Source organism: Pseudomonas tensinigenes (assembly GCF_014268445.2).
Taxonomy (GTDB): domain Bacteria; phylum Pseudomonadota; class Gammaproteobacteria; order Pseudomonadales; family Pseudomonadaceae; genus Aquipseudomonas; species Aquipseudomonas tensinigenes.
Genome location: NZ_CP077089.1, coordinates 3,335,960 through 3,352,726, shown reverse-complemented (window position 1 = coordinate 3,352,726; position 16,767 = coordinate 3,335,960). Strand labels below are relative to the sequence as shown.

Genomic DNA, 16,767 nt, shown 5'->3' with positions numbered 1-16,767 from the left:
GTCCCCTCTCCCTCTGGGAGAGGGTTAGGGTGAGGGCTGTTGAGCGACCACAAAAGCCTCATCCACCCGTGCCAGATCCTGCTCGTTCAAGGTCCCGGCGTAGTAATGCAACTTGGTCCAGGCCATCAGATAGTCGTACCGCGCCTGCGCCAGATCGCGGCGGGTGGTAAACAGTTGCTGCTCGGCGTTCAACGCGTCGAGATTGGTCCGCTCACCACCGAGAATGCTCTGCTTGGTCGAAACCACCAGCGCTTCCGCCGAGCTCAGCGCTTTCTGATAAGCGCGCAGTTTGCTCACCCCAGACAGGCAAGCACTGAACTGCCGACGCAGCTCAATCAGCGTCTCGCGCGTTTTACCGTCAAGTTCATACTCGGCCTGTTCCATGGTGCGACTGGCCTGACGCGTCGAGGCCGACACCCCGCCACCGGCATACAACGGCACGCTGACTTCAAAACCGATGGTGTTGGTCTCGTAGCGCTGGTTGTAAGTGTTGCCGCTTTCCGATTCGTTCTGGCGCATCGAGGCGTAGGCATTGATTTTCGGCAGATGCCCGGCACGATTGCGCTCCACCTCATAACGCGCAACTTCCACGGCCTGACGCTGCGAGGCCAGATTGGGGTTATTGCTCACCGCCATTTCGTGCCAGGTGTCGTAATTGGCCGGCATCAGCGCGAAGGTCTGGAAGTTCTGATCCAGCGGCGCCAGATCACCAATGTCCACCGCTGGCGTGCCCACCAGCGCACCCAGTTCCCGCAGCGCCGCGTCTTGTTCATTGCGCGCCTCGATCTCCTCGGCGGTCGCCAGTTCATAGCGCGACTCAGCCTCGAGAATGTCGGTACGCGTGCCCTCGCCCTGCTTGAACATGTGTTCGTTCTGCTGGAACTGCTGCTCGTACGCCTTCTTCTTCGCCTGAGCGATGTCGATCTGATCCTGCGCGAACAGTGCCTTGGTGTAGTTATCCAGCACGCGAACCAACAACTCCTGACTCTTGCCGCGAAAGTTCTCATCGGCAAACAGAGACTGCGCGACGCCTTTGCGATAGGCGGCATAGGCCTCGTAGTCGAGCAGCGGTTGCTGCAACGTCAGCGCCGAGCCGTAACTGCTGTAATTGCGGTCGTCAGTACGGTTGCGCGCGCGCTCGTCGAGGGAGGTGGCTTTCGACGAGTTACGCCCCTTGTTGTAGGTGTAACCGATGCGCGGCAGCAGGCCGGCACGGCCAATGGCGCGGTTTTCCAGGCCGGCATCACGCTCCTTGATCGCCCCGAGGAACACCGGGTCATTGCGCAACGCCTGTTCGTAGATCTCGAACGGCCCCATGGCCGCCACTGCCGAGTGACTCGCGAGCAGCAAGAATGCTGCTGCGAGCGTGGAAAGCTTATTCATACAGCCGAACATCCTTATTCTTCGGTCAGCGCAGAGCCGGCCCGGTCAAGCAGCGGTTTGAACAGATAGTTGAGCAGTGAACGCTCGCCCGTACGCACGAACATTTCTGCCGGCATGCCCGGCTTGATCACCAGGCCGTTGAGTTTTTCCATGGCCTGGTCACTGACGCTGCTGCGCAACACGTAATAAGGCACGCCGGTTTTCTCATCGACCATCTGGTCGGCGGAAATCAGGCTGACCTCACCCGGTACACGCGGAGTTTTGCTCTGATTGAACGCGGTAAACAGGATGTCCACCGGCAAGTGCGCGCCAACCTTGTCGATCAGGTTGATCGGCAAGTGCCCTTCCACTTCCAGCGTGGTGCCTTGCGGAACGATCTCCAGCAACGTTTCACCCTGACGCACCACGGCACCCTCGGTGTGCACGCCGAGGTTGACCGCGACGCCGTCGGCGGTGGCGATGATTTCGCTGTGTTGCAGGTCGAAACCGGCCGAAGTCAGTTGCTCCGACAGGGTCACGCTTTTCAGTTGCGCTTCGGCCAGTTGCGTGCGGACTTCCTTCTGGTATTCCTCGGCATGCTGTTGCAGCTTCAGGCGCGACTCGAGGATGCCCTGCTCCACGCGACCGCTTTCACCGGTGTTTTCCGCCAGTTGCTGCTGCACTTGCGACAGTTGCCGCTGGTACTCCATCAAGCGGTTGCGCGGGATGTAGCCGTTGTCGGCGAGCGGCTGCAGATTGCTCAACTGCTGTTGCAGCGAGTCGGCCTGAGCATTGAGATCGGTGCGGGCGCGGCGCATGCCGGCCAGTTGCGCGGTGGCGCCTTCAATACTCGCACGCAGTCCGGCCTGCTCGCGGTAGTACGCCTCGCGGCGGCTGCTGAACAGTTGGCGCTGGCCTTCCAGCACCAGTGCCAGACGCGGATCCGGGTCATTGCTCAGCTCAGCCGGAAAGGTCACTTGCTTGAGATTGTCGCGCTCGGCCTGCCAACGCGCGAGGCTGGCCCAGGCCATGCGGTATTGCGCTTGCAGCGACTGCACGTCAGCGGCGACTTGCGTCTGATCGAGGCGGAACAGCGGCTGGCCCTGCTTCACGATTTCGCCTTCGCGCACCAGGATCCGGCTGACCACGCCACTGCTCATCGACTGCACGGCTTTGCGTTTGCCCGACACGACAACCGTGCCCTGCACCGGAATGCCTTGATCGAGCGGCGCCAACGCCGCCCAAGTGAAGAAACTGCCGGCGCCAACGATCGCCAGAATCCAGCCCATACGTGCGAAGAACTTCGCATCGCGCTCCGGGCGTTCGGTGATGTAGGCGTGTTCCATGCTCGCTTCGTTTTCAGTGTTCATGCTGGCGCTGCTCATACACCCGTATTCCTTGTCGAGGGCTGATACTGTCGGCTCATGCTGAGCCCGCCCGGTGCCTGCGCAGCTTTTTCCCGTTGTTGTTCTTGCTGGCCTGAGAGTGCCTTGAGCACATCCTGACTTGGGCCAAATGCCTGCAAACGACCGTCATTGAGCACCAGCAGTTTGTCAGCCTGGGCCAACACCGAAGAACGGTGCGTCACCAGCACCACCGTGGTGCCCTGGGCTTTCAGCGCAGCGATGGCGCTGGCCAGTGCCGCTTCACCGACGGTGTCGAGGTTGGAGTTCGGTTCATCCAGCACCACCAGACTCGGCGTGCCATACATGGAACGCGCCAGGGCCACGCGCTGCTTCTGGCCGCCGGACAAACCACTGCCGTCCTCGCCCAGTTGGGTGTCGTAGCCTTGCGGTAGACGCAGGATCATTTCGTGCACGCCGGCCTGTTGCGCGGCGGCGACGACTTTCTGCGGATCGGCCTCGCTGAAACGGGCGATGTTCTCAGCGATGCTGCCGCTGAACAGTTCGATGTCTTGCGGCAGATAGCCGATGTACGGGCCAAGGTCATCGCGGTTCCAACGATGAATATCCGCGCCATCGAGGCGCACGGTGCCGCCCAGGGTTGGCCAGACACCGACCAGTACACGGGCCAGCGTCGATTTGCCGGAACCGGATGCACCGAGCACGCCCAGTACTTCACCGGCATTCAGATTGAAATTGACCATTTGCAGGGTCGCCGTGCGTTGCCCCGGTGGGCCGGCGCTGACCTGTTCGAAAGTAATCTGGCCTTTCGGCGCCGGCAGCGCCATGGCGTCGTCACTCGGCGGGAACGCTTGCAGCAGCGCATCGAGACGGCGGTAGGCCAGCTTCGCCCCGCTCCACTGCTTCCACACGGCGATCAACTGGTCGATCGGGCTGAGCACGCGGCCCATCAGAATGGAACCGGCGATCATCATCCCGGCGGTCATGTCGCCCTTGATCACCAGCAAAGCGCCCAGGCCCAGCACCAACGATTGCAGGCACAGGCGCAGGGTTTTGCTCAGCGAACTGATCACCGCACCGGTGTCGCTGGCCTGATTCTGCAGACCGAGGAACCGCGAGTGCACCTGGAACCAGCGCTTGCGCAGGGAACCGAGCATGCCCATCGCCTGAATGGTTTCGGCGTTATGCAAATGGCTGGTGGCCAACTGGCTGGACTTTTGCGAATAACCGGCAGCTTCGCCCAGCGGCTTTTTGGTCATGTATTCGTTGAGGCAGGCCAGGCCGATCAGCAACAACGCCCCCGCCGTGGCGAGCACGCCGAGCCAGACGTTGAACAGGTAAATCACGAACAGATAGACCGGGAACCACGGCGCATCGAAAAACGCGAACAGCGCAGGACCGGTGACAAATTGGCGAATGTGCGTCAGATCGCCCAGCGACTGCCCGGCGTTGCCCTCGCCCTGGAACAGGTTGCGCTCAAACGCGGCTTGGTAAACGCGCAGGTTGAAGCGGCGCTCCAACTGGCTGCCGATGCGGATCACGATAAAGCTGCGCACCACTTCCAGCAGGCCGATAAAGGCGAAGAAACCGACGACCATCAGCGACAGCATTGCCAGGGTGGTCTCGTTCTGCGAGGACAGCACCCGGTCATATACCTGAAGCATATAGATGGAGGGCACCAGCATCAGCACGTTAATCAGCGCAGTAAAGCAACCGACGCTGATCAGGATACTTTTATAGTCACCCAATGCCTTGAATAAGGGCGCGGTGGCTGGGGCCTTCGCCATCTTCATTGATTATTCCTGGAAAATATCTCCCGCCATTCGTTGGCGAGACTCGAATTAATTAACCGCACAACGTCGGAACTTGATTTTTTGTCTACCGCTTACACTTTCACAACAACTCAAGCAATTAAATGCGGCGCAGTTGCCACTCAGCGTTACTTATAACCATAGCGTGGCGCTTTATATTAAAACTTTGTCGCCGTCTGGATAGTCAAGGCTATTGCGCTGCGCGCTCAAGCGTAATCACCAGACCTGACTTCAAAGTGGTCAGATAAAGCCCATCACGTTGTCGGCTGAAGAACTGGATTCTTGAGCCTTCCTTGCCGGTAATCGACAGGCCGTCCGGATCGGGAAACCAACCGATCGGGGCTTGCTCAAGCCAGGCACCGAGACAGTCGGCCCCTTTGCCCAAGGTCTGATTGGATTCAAGGTCGATCAGGCAAGTATTCGAAGGCTTGTCCTGCTGCTTTTGCGCTTCTCGATCATCATCCCGGGTAGATAATGTCGCTTGCCATTGCCCCGCAAATACCGAGGGCTCTTCGAGTCTGAGGCTGCTTGCCATACTGGTTTCTCCTGAAATCATCATGAGCGCCGCCGAAAGCCACGCCATTGCCTTGTAGGTAAAAGCTTTACTGATCATGGGAATATTCGCTCCGGCGTGTAGCGTTGCTTACCATCCAACCCGATGCAAGCAAAGAAAGCGGCGCATCACACGCCGCTTTCCACTGCTACATCACGCCACGATGTCGCTGGTGGCTGCCTGGCCAACGGTGCTGACCTGGAAATCAGCCACGCCGTGCCCGGAGAAGTCCACCGACAGCAGGCTGTTGCCGCCCGACGACGTCAGAATCGCGTCACCGGCGGAACCGGTGAAGCTGCTGACAAAGTGCAGGCCGGCGCCGTTGGTGATGCCGGTCAGATCGATTTTGTCCAGACCGCTGACGAAATCGAGGATCTGATCGATCGCACCTGGCTTGGAGTCGGAGCTGGCAGCGAACACAAACGTGTCCGAACCGGCACCGCCCCACAGCTTGTCAGCACCACCGCCACCCCAGAGGATGTCGTTGCCGGCACCGCCCTTGAGTTCGTTGGCGACGCTGTTGCCGATCAGCAGATCGCTGCCGGAACCGCCAATGGCGTTCTCGATGATCGCGCCCTTGGCGATGGACACGTTGCCCACCAGGCCGCCAACGTCGGAGAACGAGGCGTCATTGAGGTTGATCTTCTGGTTCTGAGTGAAGCCCGAGAAGTCCAGGGTGTCCTTGCCGCCCGCGTCCCATACCGAGAACACCACTTTGTCACTCGACGACGAAGCGCTGAGGAAATCGCGACCGGTGTTGGAGTTGAAGCCGTAGGTGGTGTCACCGGTACGGGTGGTGGTGTTGGCACCGTAGAGCTTCTGGATAGCAGCGATATCGTCCATCAACGGGCCGGACGAATACGCTTCGACACCGCCCTTGCTGAAGTTCTGATTGGTGTTGCTTTCGCTCCAGTAGCTCATGACGCTGTAGCCGCGGGTGTCTTGCCCGTAGGAAGCGTCGTTGTAGGTCGGGTTGCCATTACCGGCGTTGTAGTCGCCAGGGTGAGCCAGGCCCAGGCTGTGGCCGATTTCGTGCGTCAGGGTCTGACGACCGTAGTTGTTCAGATCCGGATTCTTGTTCTGCGTGTAGCCACTGTTGATCAGGTACCACGAGGTGCCGTCATAACCGGCGCCGGTGCCTGGCAGATAAGCAAACGCTGCAGCGCCATCCTGGCCACCGCTGTAGTTACCGAAGGTCATGTGGCCGTCACCGCCCGAGACTTTCTCGGTGAAGGTCACGTTGGCCACGTCAGCCCAGGATTGCATGGCGAGCTTGGCCTGGGCTTGTTGCTGCGCACTGAACTGACTGAACCCAGTGATCCCGTGCTTGTACATCGTGCTGGACGATGCCGAAGTCAGGAACGTATAGGTGAGTTCGATCTTGCCGCTGCCATCCTTGTCCTGGTAGGCAGCACCGTCGCGCAGCAACTGGGTTGCGGCCTGGTCGACGGAGTAGGAGGGTTTGCCATTGACCGTGAGGTTGCCGCCACGATCGTACTGATGGCTGAAGCTATTGATCTGGTTATACGCCGAGCTGAAGGCAGACAGCTGAAAAGCCTGTTCGGCGGTATCAATAGCATTCGCTTTTACTTTCGACATAAACACACTTCCTTGTTTAGCAATGGAACAGTTTTTGTCCGATAGGACTCTCTCTGGCGAGATCGTCCTATCACTCGCCCAATGAAGGCGTAAGAAACCTGACACAATTTGAAATCTGCCGTAAAGGATTTTTTTGAAATCAAATCGGGCTGTTTCGCAAAACTGCCGTAAACAAAGCGCGCGGGGATGAAAGAATGTTTTAGTTGCGCGGCTTTCGCCTAATTGTCTGACGATTTTCTATTTAAATATTAAATATGAGTAAGTTGTTTTTTGTTAGGCGCGTCTCACTTTTCCGCACATTATTAGTGCGATGCCAGTGCATTGATATCAACCAGTTAAACGCTGAAAGACATTGTGGGAGCGAGCCTGCTCGCGAAGGCGTCGGGCCAGACAACATTGATGTTGAATGACCGACCGCTTTCGCGAGCAAGCTCGCTCCCACAGGGATTTATGTATGCCTGGGTGATTAACTACCAGTCCGAATCTTGTTCCACACCCGCGTGCGGATCCGGTCAATGTTCAACGGCATCGCCTCCAGCGCAAACAGCTTGCCCATCATCTCCGGGCTCGGATAAACCTTGGTGTCGTTCTTGATCGCCGGGTCGATCAGGCTGTCGGCCTGCTCGTTACCATTGGCGTAGTGCACGTAGTTGCTGATGCCGGCCATCACGTCCGGGCGCAGCAGGTAGTTCATGAACGCGTAACCGGCCTTCTCGTCCGGCGCATCGGCCGGCATGGCGACCATGTCGAACCAGATCGCCGCGCCTTCCTTGGGAATCGCGTAGCCGATGTCGACGCCATTCTTCGCCTCTTTGGCACGGTTCTCGGCCTGCAGGATGTCGCCAGAGAAGCCGACCGCCACGCAGATGTCGCCGTTGGCCAGGTCACTGGTGTATTTCGACGAGTGGAAGTAGCTGACGTACGGCCGCACCTTCAGCAACAGCGCTTCGGCTTTTTTATAGTCCTCGGGATTTTTGCTGTGGTGCGGCAAGCCCAAGTAATTGAGCGCCGCCGGGAGCAATTCCGGACCGTTGTCGAGGATCGCCACGCCGCACTTCTGCAGCTTTTCCATGTACTCGGGCTTGAAGATCAGGTCCCAGGAGTCCACCGGCGCATTGTCGCCAAGCACGGCTTTGACTTTGGCGATGTTGTAGCCGATGCCGGTGCTGCCCCACAGGTACGGGAAGCCGTGCTCGTTGTTCGGGTCGTTGGTCTGCAGGGCTTTGAGCAGCACCGGATTGAGGTTTTTCCAGTTCGGTAACTGGCTCTTGTCGAGTTTCTTCAGTGCCCCGCCCTGAATCTGCCGGGCCATGAAGTGGTTGGACGGGAACACCACGTCGTACCCGGATTTACCGGTCATCAACTTGCCGTCGAGGGTTTCGTTGCTGTCGTAGACGTCATAGGTGACACCGACGCCCGTCTCTTTCTCGAAGTTCTTGGTGGTGTCCGGCGCGATGTAGTCGGACCAGTTGTAAACCTTGACCGTTTCCGCTGCCTGAGCAAGGGAAACAGCGAGCATCAGCGGTGCCAGAGCGAGGGTCTTGCGGATCATGGATCGATTCCTGTGTGGGTTTTCTTTTTTGTTGGCAGGCAATCAAAGGATCAAAACAATCAGAAAATCAGCACGTAGCTCTTGCGCACGGTTTCCTGGATATCCCAGATACCGAGCGTGTTGGCCGGCAACATCAGTGCGTCGCCACCTTGTATGTGCAGGGTTTCGCCGCCACCGTCGGGGGTGAACGTGCAGCGCCCGGAAATGAAGTGACAGAACTCCTGCGCGTTGATCTGCCGGCGCCAGCGGCCCGGAGTGCATTCCCAGACGCCGGTTTCGACGCCGTCGTCGCGCTCGACGCTGGTGGTTGAAGCGATCGCCACCGGCTCGCCGAGGGGTACGGCTACCGGACTGGATTCATCGAGTAGCAGGGTTGCGGTGTTTTTGAACTGGGTAATGCTCATGGTCTGACCTGTCTTTTAAATTAACGGCTTTTAGTGCATGAAACCTTCCATGAACCCCGCAACCTGGCTGGCGAGCTTGCGCCGCCATGGCGCAGTCGCCGGATTGGCCAAGGTCTGGTCTTCGTGGACGAAGCTTTTGATGATCGCGTTGTAGCCGAGCCAACGGCACGGCTCCGGTTCCCACGCACGCAGCGCATGAATGCCACCGTCCGGCAGCACCCATGGCTGGCGAACCAGTTCCGTATCGCGCTCGAGAATCAGATCCGCCAAGGTGCGGCCGCCGAGATTGCTCGCGCCGACGCCCTCCCCGCCATAACCGCCGGACAGCGCGATGCCATTGGCGCGATCACAGAGCATGTGCGGTTTGAAGTGCCGGGACATGCCGAGATTGCCGCCCCAGGCGTGAGTGATCTGCACGTTTTTCAGCTGCGGGAACAATTCGCTGAACAGATAGCGGCGCAGCTCGACTTCATCGCGGGTCAGATCAAAGTTGTGGCGTAGCTTGCCGGCGAACTGATACCCGCCCCGAGCGCCGAAGATCAGGCGGTTGTCGGCGCTGCGCTGGCCGTAGGTGACCTGACGACTGAACTCGCTGAATGCCTGACCCCGGCTGAGGCCGATTTCGTCCCAGGTCGCGGCAGACAAGGGTTCGGTGGCGACAATCAGGCTCTGCACCGGCAATTGATAGCGGCCCAGCGGCGGCAAAGTCACCGAATAACCCTCGACGGCCGGCACGATCCAGCGACTGCGCACGCTGGCCTTGGCGGTGCGCAAGCTGCCCGACTGCCATTGCGTGACCGGGCTGTTTTCGTAGATTTTCACGCCCATGTTCTGCACGGTGCGCGCCAGACCGCGCACCAGTTTCGCCGGATGGATGGTCGCCACGTGTGGCGCGTAAATCCCGCCATATGGCTTGGCCACACGGATCTGCTGCGCCAGTTGTTCAGGGCTGAGCCAGCGGTAGTCGTCGTCGGTGAGGCCCTGGGCGTGCAGTTTGTCCAGATATTCACGCAGCGAGGCTTCCTGCTCCGGGTAACGCGCCGCGCAATACAGCACACCGCCCTTGCGATAATCGCAGTTGATACCTTCGCGTTCGAGGACGATTTCGACTTCATCAGGAATGCTGTGCAGCAGATCGAATGAGGCGCGGCGTTGCTCTGGCGACAACCCGGCCAGCAGACGATCCTCGCCGAGCAGGTTGCCCATCAGCCAGCCGCCATTACGCCCAGAGGCGCCAAATCCGGCGGTCTGCGCTTCGACAATCGCAATGTCGAGACCCGGCGCGAGTTTCTTCAGGTAGTACGCCGTCCACAATCCGGTGTAACCGGCGCCGATGATCGCCACGTCGACGTCCAGATCTCGCTCAAGCTCGGGCCGCGCGGTCAGCGGCTCATCGAGTTGATCCATCCACAAACTGATAGTGCGCCACGCCGGCATGCAAGACTCCGCCACTGAAAACCTTCGATGGCGTCGATCCTAGTGGCTGTGTTCAGTCGAAGTCTTGCGCGCGTGCCCGCAAAGAAATTTGTTTCGCGTAGGCCTTGGGCGACTGGCCGGTGTGCTGGCGAAAACAGCTGTAGAACGCCGACAACGAATTGAAACCGGCAGCGAAGGCCAGCTCATCAATGCGCAGCGGTGGCGTGGCGTTATCCAGCGAGCGCAGCAGATGTTGCAGGCGCGCCTGATTGACATAGCGATAGAAGCTTTGCCCGAGCACCTGATTGAGCAGATAGGAAATCTGATTGCGGCTGTACCCGCACTCCTTCGCCACCCGCTGCAAGTCGAGTTCTGGATCGAGGTACGGCTGCTGTTTTTCGAAATACTGCTGCAGGTCTTCGGCCATGAAGCTCAACTGGCGCGGCGACAGGCCCAGGCGACTGGCCGCTGGACGCTGACTGAGTACCTTTGTGCTGGCGGACTGCGCGCGTACCAATGAAGCGTACTCATTGACGCGCCAGATCAGGCCGTCCCTGACCGTGATCGCTTCGCTGGAACGAAACGACACCAACCCTTCACCACCGCGCAGCGTCACTTCATATTGGATGAACGCGGTGTTGCCATCGACGCGAATGCGGTCGCAATGCTCGAGCGCTTCGTCGGATTCGCGCGGCATGCTCACGCGCACGTATTCACGCAACTCATCGAGACCGAGCACGCGGTTCTGGAAGAAATCGTTGTACTGGATGTCCGGGTGGTACAGCGCCATGACGCTGTCGAGGTCGCGGTGCTTCCAGCTCAGGTGATAACGCATGACCGTGGCCGCCGTGGCTTGGGTCTGTTCTGGGCCGTCTTCGTCGGCGTGCATAAAGGGCTCGGCGCAAAAGAACCGAGCTTGCCGAAGTTCGGCGCGGGCTTCAATGGCTAATCCGTAGTGGCCCTTTGGCGATGATTGCGTAGGCCGTGACTTACATCAAAAAATGCGAAGCAATCGCAAAATGAACTGAAAAATCTCACAGGAATTTCACATGCAGATGCTACTTTTAATGTCAGTTACCGGTTGAGCCAATGAAGGCTCTTCCCACCTAACATGAGCAAACGGAAGCGCTCGATGAAGAAGGCGGGCAACATATGAATAAAGGGTCAAGCAAAGTCACGTTCCCCAATGCATGCCAGCTGATGCGCTGGCATTTTCATCCGATGGGGTTTGAAGCAACGATGGACGCGCCGGGCAGTATGATCGCCCGGCTGTTCGATCGTGCCAGCGGCGAAACCATGATCGCCATCGCCGGGATCCCGTGCGCGACGGTGATGAATGCAGCGGATGTCGAGCGAATCATCGAGGCTGTGGAGGATGAGCTGGAAGCGTTCATTCCCCCAGAGTCTCTCAAGAGTTACGCATAAACTTATGATTTAAAACGAAAAGCCCGCATCGATGCGGGCTTTTTTGTGCTCACGCGGTTTGCTTGGCGGTGCGGTGATCAACGAAGAATGGCTTGCCCTTGGCCACCCGATCAGACGCCCGGGGCATGTTCACCGCTTGCGCTTCCTGCGGTTCGACATACCAGTAGCAATGGCTGACAGCCCGCGTGATACCGACATAGGCCAGGCGCAGGATTTCGTCCTTTTGCGCACTGTCGTACGGCTCACTGTCGCCCGACTTACCCAATCCTGCCATGCGGTAGACCTGGTTCTTGTAGGGCGAACTGGTCAGGTGCTGACAGTCACCGAGCAGAAACACCGCATCCGCCTGCAAGCCTTTGGCGCTGTGGTAGGTCAGTTGTTTCAGGCGCCGCGCTTCGTATGGCAAGCTCGAATCCACATTAACTACAGACTGAATATGCTGTTCAATCAATGACTTATCGCTGCTTTTTCGATAAAGCATCAAGATTGAATGGCCTTGGCGGTAGTGCTCGGCGAGGCGTTGCCCCAAGGCCTGATCGTCGCGCTCCAGCACATTGACTGGCTGCAGCGGCTTGGGCGCGCCGCTGGCCTTGGCTTTTTTGCCGGGGATCGCCGGCGCCGCGCGGACGATGTGCTCAGCGGCATCAATGATGTGTTGATGACTGCGGTAATTGTCACTGAGCATCACCCGCGTGGTGCTCGGCGACGGGAACTCCTTGTCGAACGCCATGAAGTAACTCGGCGAACTGCCACGCCAACCGTAAATCGACTGCCAGTCATCGCCGACACACAGCAACGATGAACGCTGCGCGCCCCGCCCGACATGCATGGCTGGGCCACGGCTGCGGATTTCCGTGAGGCTGGCGCGAATCCACGAAACGATCTGCGGCGATACGTCCTGAAACTCGTCAATCATCAAGTGCGACAACGGCCTGATTAACTCATCGCTCAACAGCTTGAGGTTCTCCGGCGAGTGTTCGCTGAACAGCGCGAACATTCGGTTGTAGGTCATGATTGGCGGTTTCTGATCGAGCAGATGATCTTCAAATGCCCGCCAGAACAGACTCAGGGCCTCAAAGAAGAAACGGTCAGGATCGTCTTTGGCAAAACTCATGCGACCGACCGCATCAGGCACGTCCAGGCCAAGGTTCTCGATGAAGCCCGCTGCCGCCACGAAACAGTCGAGCAACGGCGCGGAAGCCAGTTCACCTTTGACCTTGTAATCAAAGCCCGGCCCTGCGCTGGCATCACCCGCTAATGTTGCCAGAACGCGCTTCGATGACTCGTAACTGTCCAGCCAAATCAAAGGCTTACGACAGAAAGCTTGAAACAGGGTGCGCTTCACAGCCCACTCAGCGCGCACGCTGAGCTTGGCGTTTGGCCGGCTCAACTGCGGATTTTCCCGCGGATCGAAGCCGAGCACCACCCAGGCATTAAGGCTCGGAATATAGCCATGGCAATGAAATTTTGCGCCGTTGATATCGAAACTCTGCCGGTTCGGCTCAATGCCCTTGATTGGCCAGGCGCCAGCACGGAACCACAAGTCTTCGATGGCATCGCACAGTTCTTCGTCGCGCCGCGAAGCCAGCTCCGTTACCGCGACGCGCTTTTGCACGTCCGGGTGATCACGCTCCAGCTCCTTGAGCTGTAAACCGGCGCGCGACAGTGGCTGAATCAATTGACGGAAACGCTCGTCGTCATTGAACAAGCGGTGATAACAGGCGTTGAGTTGCTGACGTTGCACGTCGTTGATGCGCAGGTCGAACGGGTTACTGTCGACCTCCTCCTCAGCACCTTGTGCTCGATGGCTGAGGTTTTCAAAAGCCTGCAAGCGTTCGAAACCCGGCAAGCTGCGCACCATCGGCAGAATGCGCGAGTGGAAGGTACGCACCAGTTCGCGCGCCTGGCGCAGATTCAGCGTCTGGCCCCAGAGTGCGAACAGTTCGATCAGCTTGTTTATGAAATCCTTGCGCGACTCGCGGGTAAACGTCACCACGGTCATCGAATCCAGTTCAAAGCCCAGATAGTGGTGGAGCAATAGAATGCGCAGTACCAGCGTGGTGGATTTGCCCGCGCCTGCGCCAGCAACCACTGAGGTTGACGGGGTTTCGCTGAAAATCATCTTCCACTGCGCGGCGCTTGGCTGAGCGTGCTCAGGCAACAAACGGGCGACATCGGCCTTCATGCGCTTTTTCAGCTCGCCCGTCAGCGGCAGGCGCCAATCGTCAAACAGGTGATTATCGACACTGGGCGGGCGATGCTCGGTGTTGCGACTGTCACGGATCAGCAGCACCTGACGGCCCTCTTCCAGCCCCTCAAGTTTGCCCTCGTTAAAGCCATATTCGACACCAGCGGTATGGCCGCTACGGAAGCCGTCGGCCTGACCGTGCAACCACGATGCTCGGTGTTGAGCCCGCAGCCGAGTCAAACCGTGACCAAAGAAGCGTGCAGCCAGGCGTTTGAACCATGGCATCTCGGCCAAGGGGCGAAGTTCGGGAGGAAGATCGGGGGTTTGTTGCGCCACGCTGACGGGCTCCAGTGTGTGAGGCTGTGGCGGCTATGGTGTCTGTATTTGCCGCTTAGTTCTAGCGAAATGCTTACAGGTCATTGGTTTAGGCGGTGAACTGAAGGTTGGATGAGATCCTTTCGAGCCTTTTCTTATCAGTCGTTTCGATGGTAATGCCGCACTTTTTACGCTTTTTATCGATAGTTGACTGATAGATGATCGCCGTCATAAACCACCGGTATCGCGTCGGGTGCAACTCATCACGCCCCATGACGAACCTTTTCAGGAGACGATCATGCTTGAACTCAGACCCTTCAGCTCGCTGGGCGGCGCCCATCACGGCTGGTTGGATGCCCATCACCACTTTTCGTTCGCCGAGTACTACGACCCGCAGCGCATGAGCTGGGGCAACTTGCGGGTGTGGAACGACGACGTGATCGCGGCGGGCACCGGCTTCCCGCAGCACCCACACCGCGACATGGAAATCATCACCTATGTCCGGGAAGGCGCGATTACTCACCAGGACAATCTGGGCAACAAGGGCCGCACCGAGGCTGGCGACGTCCAGGTAATGAGCGCCGGCACCGGTATTGCTCACAGCGAATACAACCTGGAAGCGAAAGACACCAAGATCTTCCAGATCTGGATTCTGCCGACGGAAACCGGTGCCCCGCCATCGTGGGGTGCGAAACCATTTCCGAAAGGCCAGCGTGAAGGCTTTGTCACCTTGGCCAGCGGCAAGGATGGCGATGACCAGAGCCTGCGGATTCGTGCCGATGCAAGGTTGGTCGCGGCCAATCTCAAGGCTGGGGAAACCGCGGAGTATCATCTGGATGAAGGCCGTCGTGCGTACTTGGTGCCGGCCACCGGCGCGATTGAAGTCAACGGCTTGCGCGCACAAGCCCGAGACGGTGTGGCAGTGGCGCATGAGCGCGTGCTTAGCGTTACGGCCATTGAGGACAGTGAAATCGTCCTGGTGGATCTGGCTTGATCACTTGAATAGCAGGCAAAAAAAAAGGGGCAACCATCACGGTTGCCCCTTTTTTCATGCGCTTGTGAGCATCACTTGCTGGAGATGGCGCCATCCACCAGTGTCTGCGCTTCGACGACCAGTTGCTTGAGGTGGTCGTCACTGATAAAGCTTTCGGCGTAGATCTTGTAGATGTCTTCGGTGCCGGACGGACGTGCGGCGAACCAGCCGTTTTCCGTCATCACCTTAAGACCACCAATCGCCTGATCATTGCCCGGTGCATGGCTGAGAATGCTCTGGATTTTCTCACCGGCCAGTTCGGTCGAGGTGACCTGGTCAGGTGACAGTTTGCTCAGCAGTACTTTCTGCTCCGGATTGGCCTTGGCGTCGACGCGTACCGAGAACGGTTCGCCCAGCTCATCGGTCAATGCCTTGTAGGCCTGGCTCGGATCGCGACCGGTGCGTGCGGTCATTTCGGCGGCAAGCAAGGCCGGGATCAAACCGTCCTTGTCAGTGCTCCACACGCCACCGTCCTTACGCAGGAAAGATGCGCCAGCACTCTCTTCACCGCCGAAACCCAACGAACCATCGAACAGGCCGTCAGCGAACCATTTGAAACCGACCGGGACTTCGTACAGACGACGACCCAGACGCTTGGCGACGCGATCGATCAAACCACTGCTGACCACGGTTTTACCCACGCCAGCATCCGCGCGCCACTGCGGGCGGTTCTGGAACAGGTAATCGATCGACACCGCCAGATAGTTGTTCGGCGCGAGCAAACCACCGGACGGCGTCACGATGCCGTGGCGGTCGTGATCGGGGTCGCAGGCGAAAGCGACATCGAAGCGCTCTTTCAGGCCGATCAGACCCTGCATCGCGTGGCTCGACGACGGGTCCATACGAATCTGGCCATCCCAGTCGACGGTCATGAAACGGAAGGTCGAATCGACCTCCTTGTTCACCACGTCCAGGTCCAGACGGTAATGCTCGGCAATTGCCGACCAGTAGCGCACCCCTGCTCCACCCAGCGGATCAACGCCCAGACGCAGTTTGGCGTCACGAATGGCGTCGAAGTCGATCACGTTGATCAGGTCGGCCACGTAGGTGTTTACGTAGTCGTGACGATGGGTGGTGCTGGCCTTGAGGGCTTGCTCGTAGCTGATGCGTTTAACCCCTACCAGCTTATTGGCCAGCAGTTCGTTGGCCTTGGCTTCGATCCACTTGGTGATGTGGGTGTCGGCCGGGCCGCCGTTGGTTGGGTTGTATTTGTAGCCACCGCTTTGCGGCGGGTTGTGCGATGGCGTGATGACAACGCCATCGGCCAGGCCCGAAGTACGGCCACGGTTGTAGCACAGAATGGCGTGGGAAATAGCGGGCGTTGGCGTGTATTCATCCCCTTCGGCGATCATTACGGTCACACCGTTGGCCGCCAATACTTCCAGCGCGCTGGCCCCGGCCGGGGTCGACAGTGCGTGTGTGTCGATGCCGACAAACAGCGGTCCGGTGATCCCTTGGGCTTCACGGTACAGACAGATCGCCTGACTGATGGCCAGAACATGCCATTCATTGAAACTCAAGTCGAAGGAACTGCCCCGATGCCCGGAAGTACCGAACGCCACACGTTGCGTGGAAATGGAGGCGTCAGGCTGACCGGTGTAATAAGCCGTTACCAGTCGCGGGATATCGACCAACAATTCTGCCGGTGCCGGTTTGCCCGCAAAAGGACTGAGTGTCATGCAAAACCTCTGAAATAGAGTGGTTCAGGAATAGAGCGCAGTTTACTGGCAGTTTGACCGCAGCGC

General features: G+C 58.7%; 13 protein-coding genes. 2 read left to right on the top strand and 11 right to left on the bottom strand.

From position 1 onward, the window contains the following. Positions 1-24: 24 nt before the first annotated feature. The 9 genes from HU718_RS14790 to HU718_RS14750 all read right to left on the bottom strand — a co-directional run bounded on the left by HU718_RS14790 (position 25) and on the right by HU718_RS14750 (position 10,950). Positions 25-1,395 carry a TolC family outer membrane protein gene (locus HU718_RS14790; RefSeq protein WP_095126057.1) on the bottom strand — a complete coding sequence of 457 codons (1,371 nt, stop codon included), beginning with the start codon at positions 1,393-1,395 and terminating at the stop codon, positions 25-27. 2 nt (positions 1,396-1,397) lie between these two features. Continuing rightward, positions 1,398-2,747, bottom strand: coding sequence for an HlyD family type I secretion periplasmic adaptor subunit (locus tag HU718_RS14785; protein WP_016986760.1), 1,350 nt, complete (start codon positions 2,745-2,747; stop codon positions 1,398-1,400). Then, on the bottom strand, positions 2,744-4,519 hold the full coding sequence (locus HU718_RS14780; RefSeq protein ID WP_110719259.1) for a type I secretion system permease/ATPase: 1,776 nt from the start codon (positions 4,517-4,519) through the stop codon (positions 2,744-2,746). Before HU718_RS14780 ends, HU718_RS14785 begins: the two co-directional genes overlap by 4 nt. Positions 4,520-4,727: 208 nt before the next feature. Then, positions 4,728-5,150: an AprI/Inh family metalloprotease inhibitor gene (locus tag HU718_RS14775; protein ID WP_186615989.1), complete on the bottom strand. Its 423-nt coding sequence runs from the start codon at positions 5,148-5,150 to the stop codon at positions 4,728-4,730. Between the two features lie 93 nt (positions 5,151-5,243). Further along, positions 5,244-6,689 carry a serralysin family metalloprotease gene (locus HU718_RS14770; protein WP_186615988.1) on the bottom strand — a complete coding sequence of 482 codons (1,446 nt, stop codon included), beginning with the start codon at positions 6,687-6,689 and terminating at the stop codon, positions 5,244-5,246. Between the two features lie 466 nt (positions 6,690-7,155). Next, entirely contained in the window at positions 7,156-8,241 is a 1,086-nt protein-coding gene (locus HU718_RS14765; protein WP_095120851.1) for a polyamine ABC transporter substrate-binding protein, read from the bottom strand. 59 nt (positions 8,242-8,300) lie between these two features. Then, the gene (locus tag HU718_RS14760) at positions 8,301-8,645 is read right to left on the bottom strand and encodes a cupin domain-containing protein (protein ID WP_150706618.1); all 345 of its coding nucleotides are present in this window, start codon (positions 8,643-8,645) and stop codon (positions 8,301-8,303) included. Between the two features lie 30 nt (positions 8,646-8,675). After that, on the bottom strand, positions 8,676-10,082 hold the full coding sequence (locus HU718_RS14755) for an NAD(P)/FAD-dependent oxidoreductase (RefSeq protein WP_150729850.1): 1,407 nt from the start codon (positions 10,080-10,082) through the stop codon (positions 8,676-8,678). A gap of 52 nt (positions 10,083-10,134) precedes the next feature. Beyond that, the gene (locus HU718_RS14750; protein WP_186615987.1) at positions 10,135-10,950 is read right to left on the bottom strand and encodes a helix-turn-helix domain-containing protein; all 816 of its coding nucleotides are present in this window, start codon (positions 10,948-10,950) and stop codon (positions 10,135-10,137) included. Positions 10,951-11,213: 263 nt separating this feature from the next. Between HU718_RS14750 and HU718_RS14745 the strand changes: the two genes are divergently transcribed. Beyond that, positions 11,214-11,486: a DUF1652 domain-containing protein gene (locus HU718_RS14745; protein ID WP_025109621.1), complete on the top strand. Its 273-nt coding sequence runs from the start codon at positions 11,214-11,216 to the stop codon at positions 11,484-11,486. Positions 11,487-11,535: 49 nt separating this feature from the next. Here HU718_RS14745 and HU718_RS14740 read toward each other — a convergent pair whose 3' ends face one another. Continuing rightward, positions 11,536-14,010 (bottom strand): UvrD-helicase domain-containing protein, encoded by a 2,475-nt coding sequence (locus HU718_RS14740; protein WP_186615986.1) that lies wholly within the window; start codon positions 14,008-14,010, stop codon positions 11,536-11,538. Between the two features lie 277 nt (positions 14,011-14,287). Here HU718_RS14740 and HU718_RS14735 point away from each other — a divergent pair, with 277 nt between their 5' ends. Continuing rightward, entirely contained in the window at positions 14,288-14,983 is a 696-nt protein-coding gene (locus HU718_RS14735; protein ID WP_186615985.1) for a pirin family protein, read from the top strand. A 71-nt stretch (positions 14,984-15,054) separates the two neighbouring features. Here HU718_RS14735 and pgm read toward each other — a convergent pair whose 3' ends face one another. Further along, positions 15,055-16,701, bottom strand: a complete 1,647-nt coding sequence (gene pgm, locus HU718_RS14730) for a phosphoglucomutase (alpha-D-glucose-1,6-bisphosphate-dependent) (RefSeq protein ID WP_186615984.1) — start codon at positions 16,699-16,701, stop codon at positions 15,055-15,057. Positions 16,702-16,767: the final 66 nt, after the last annotated feature.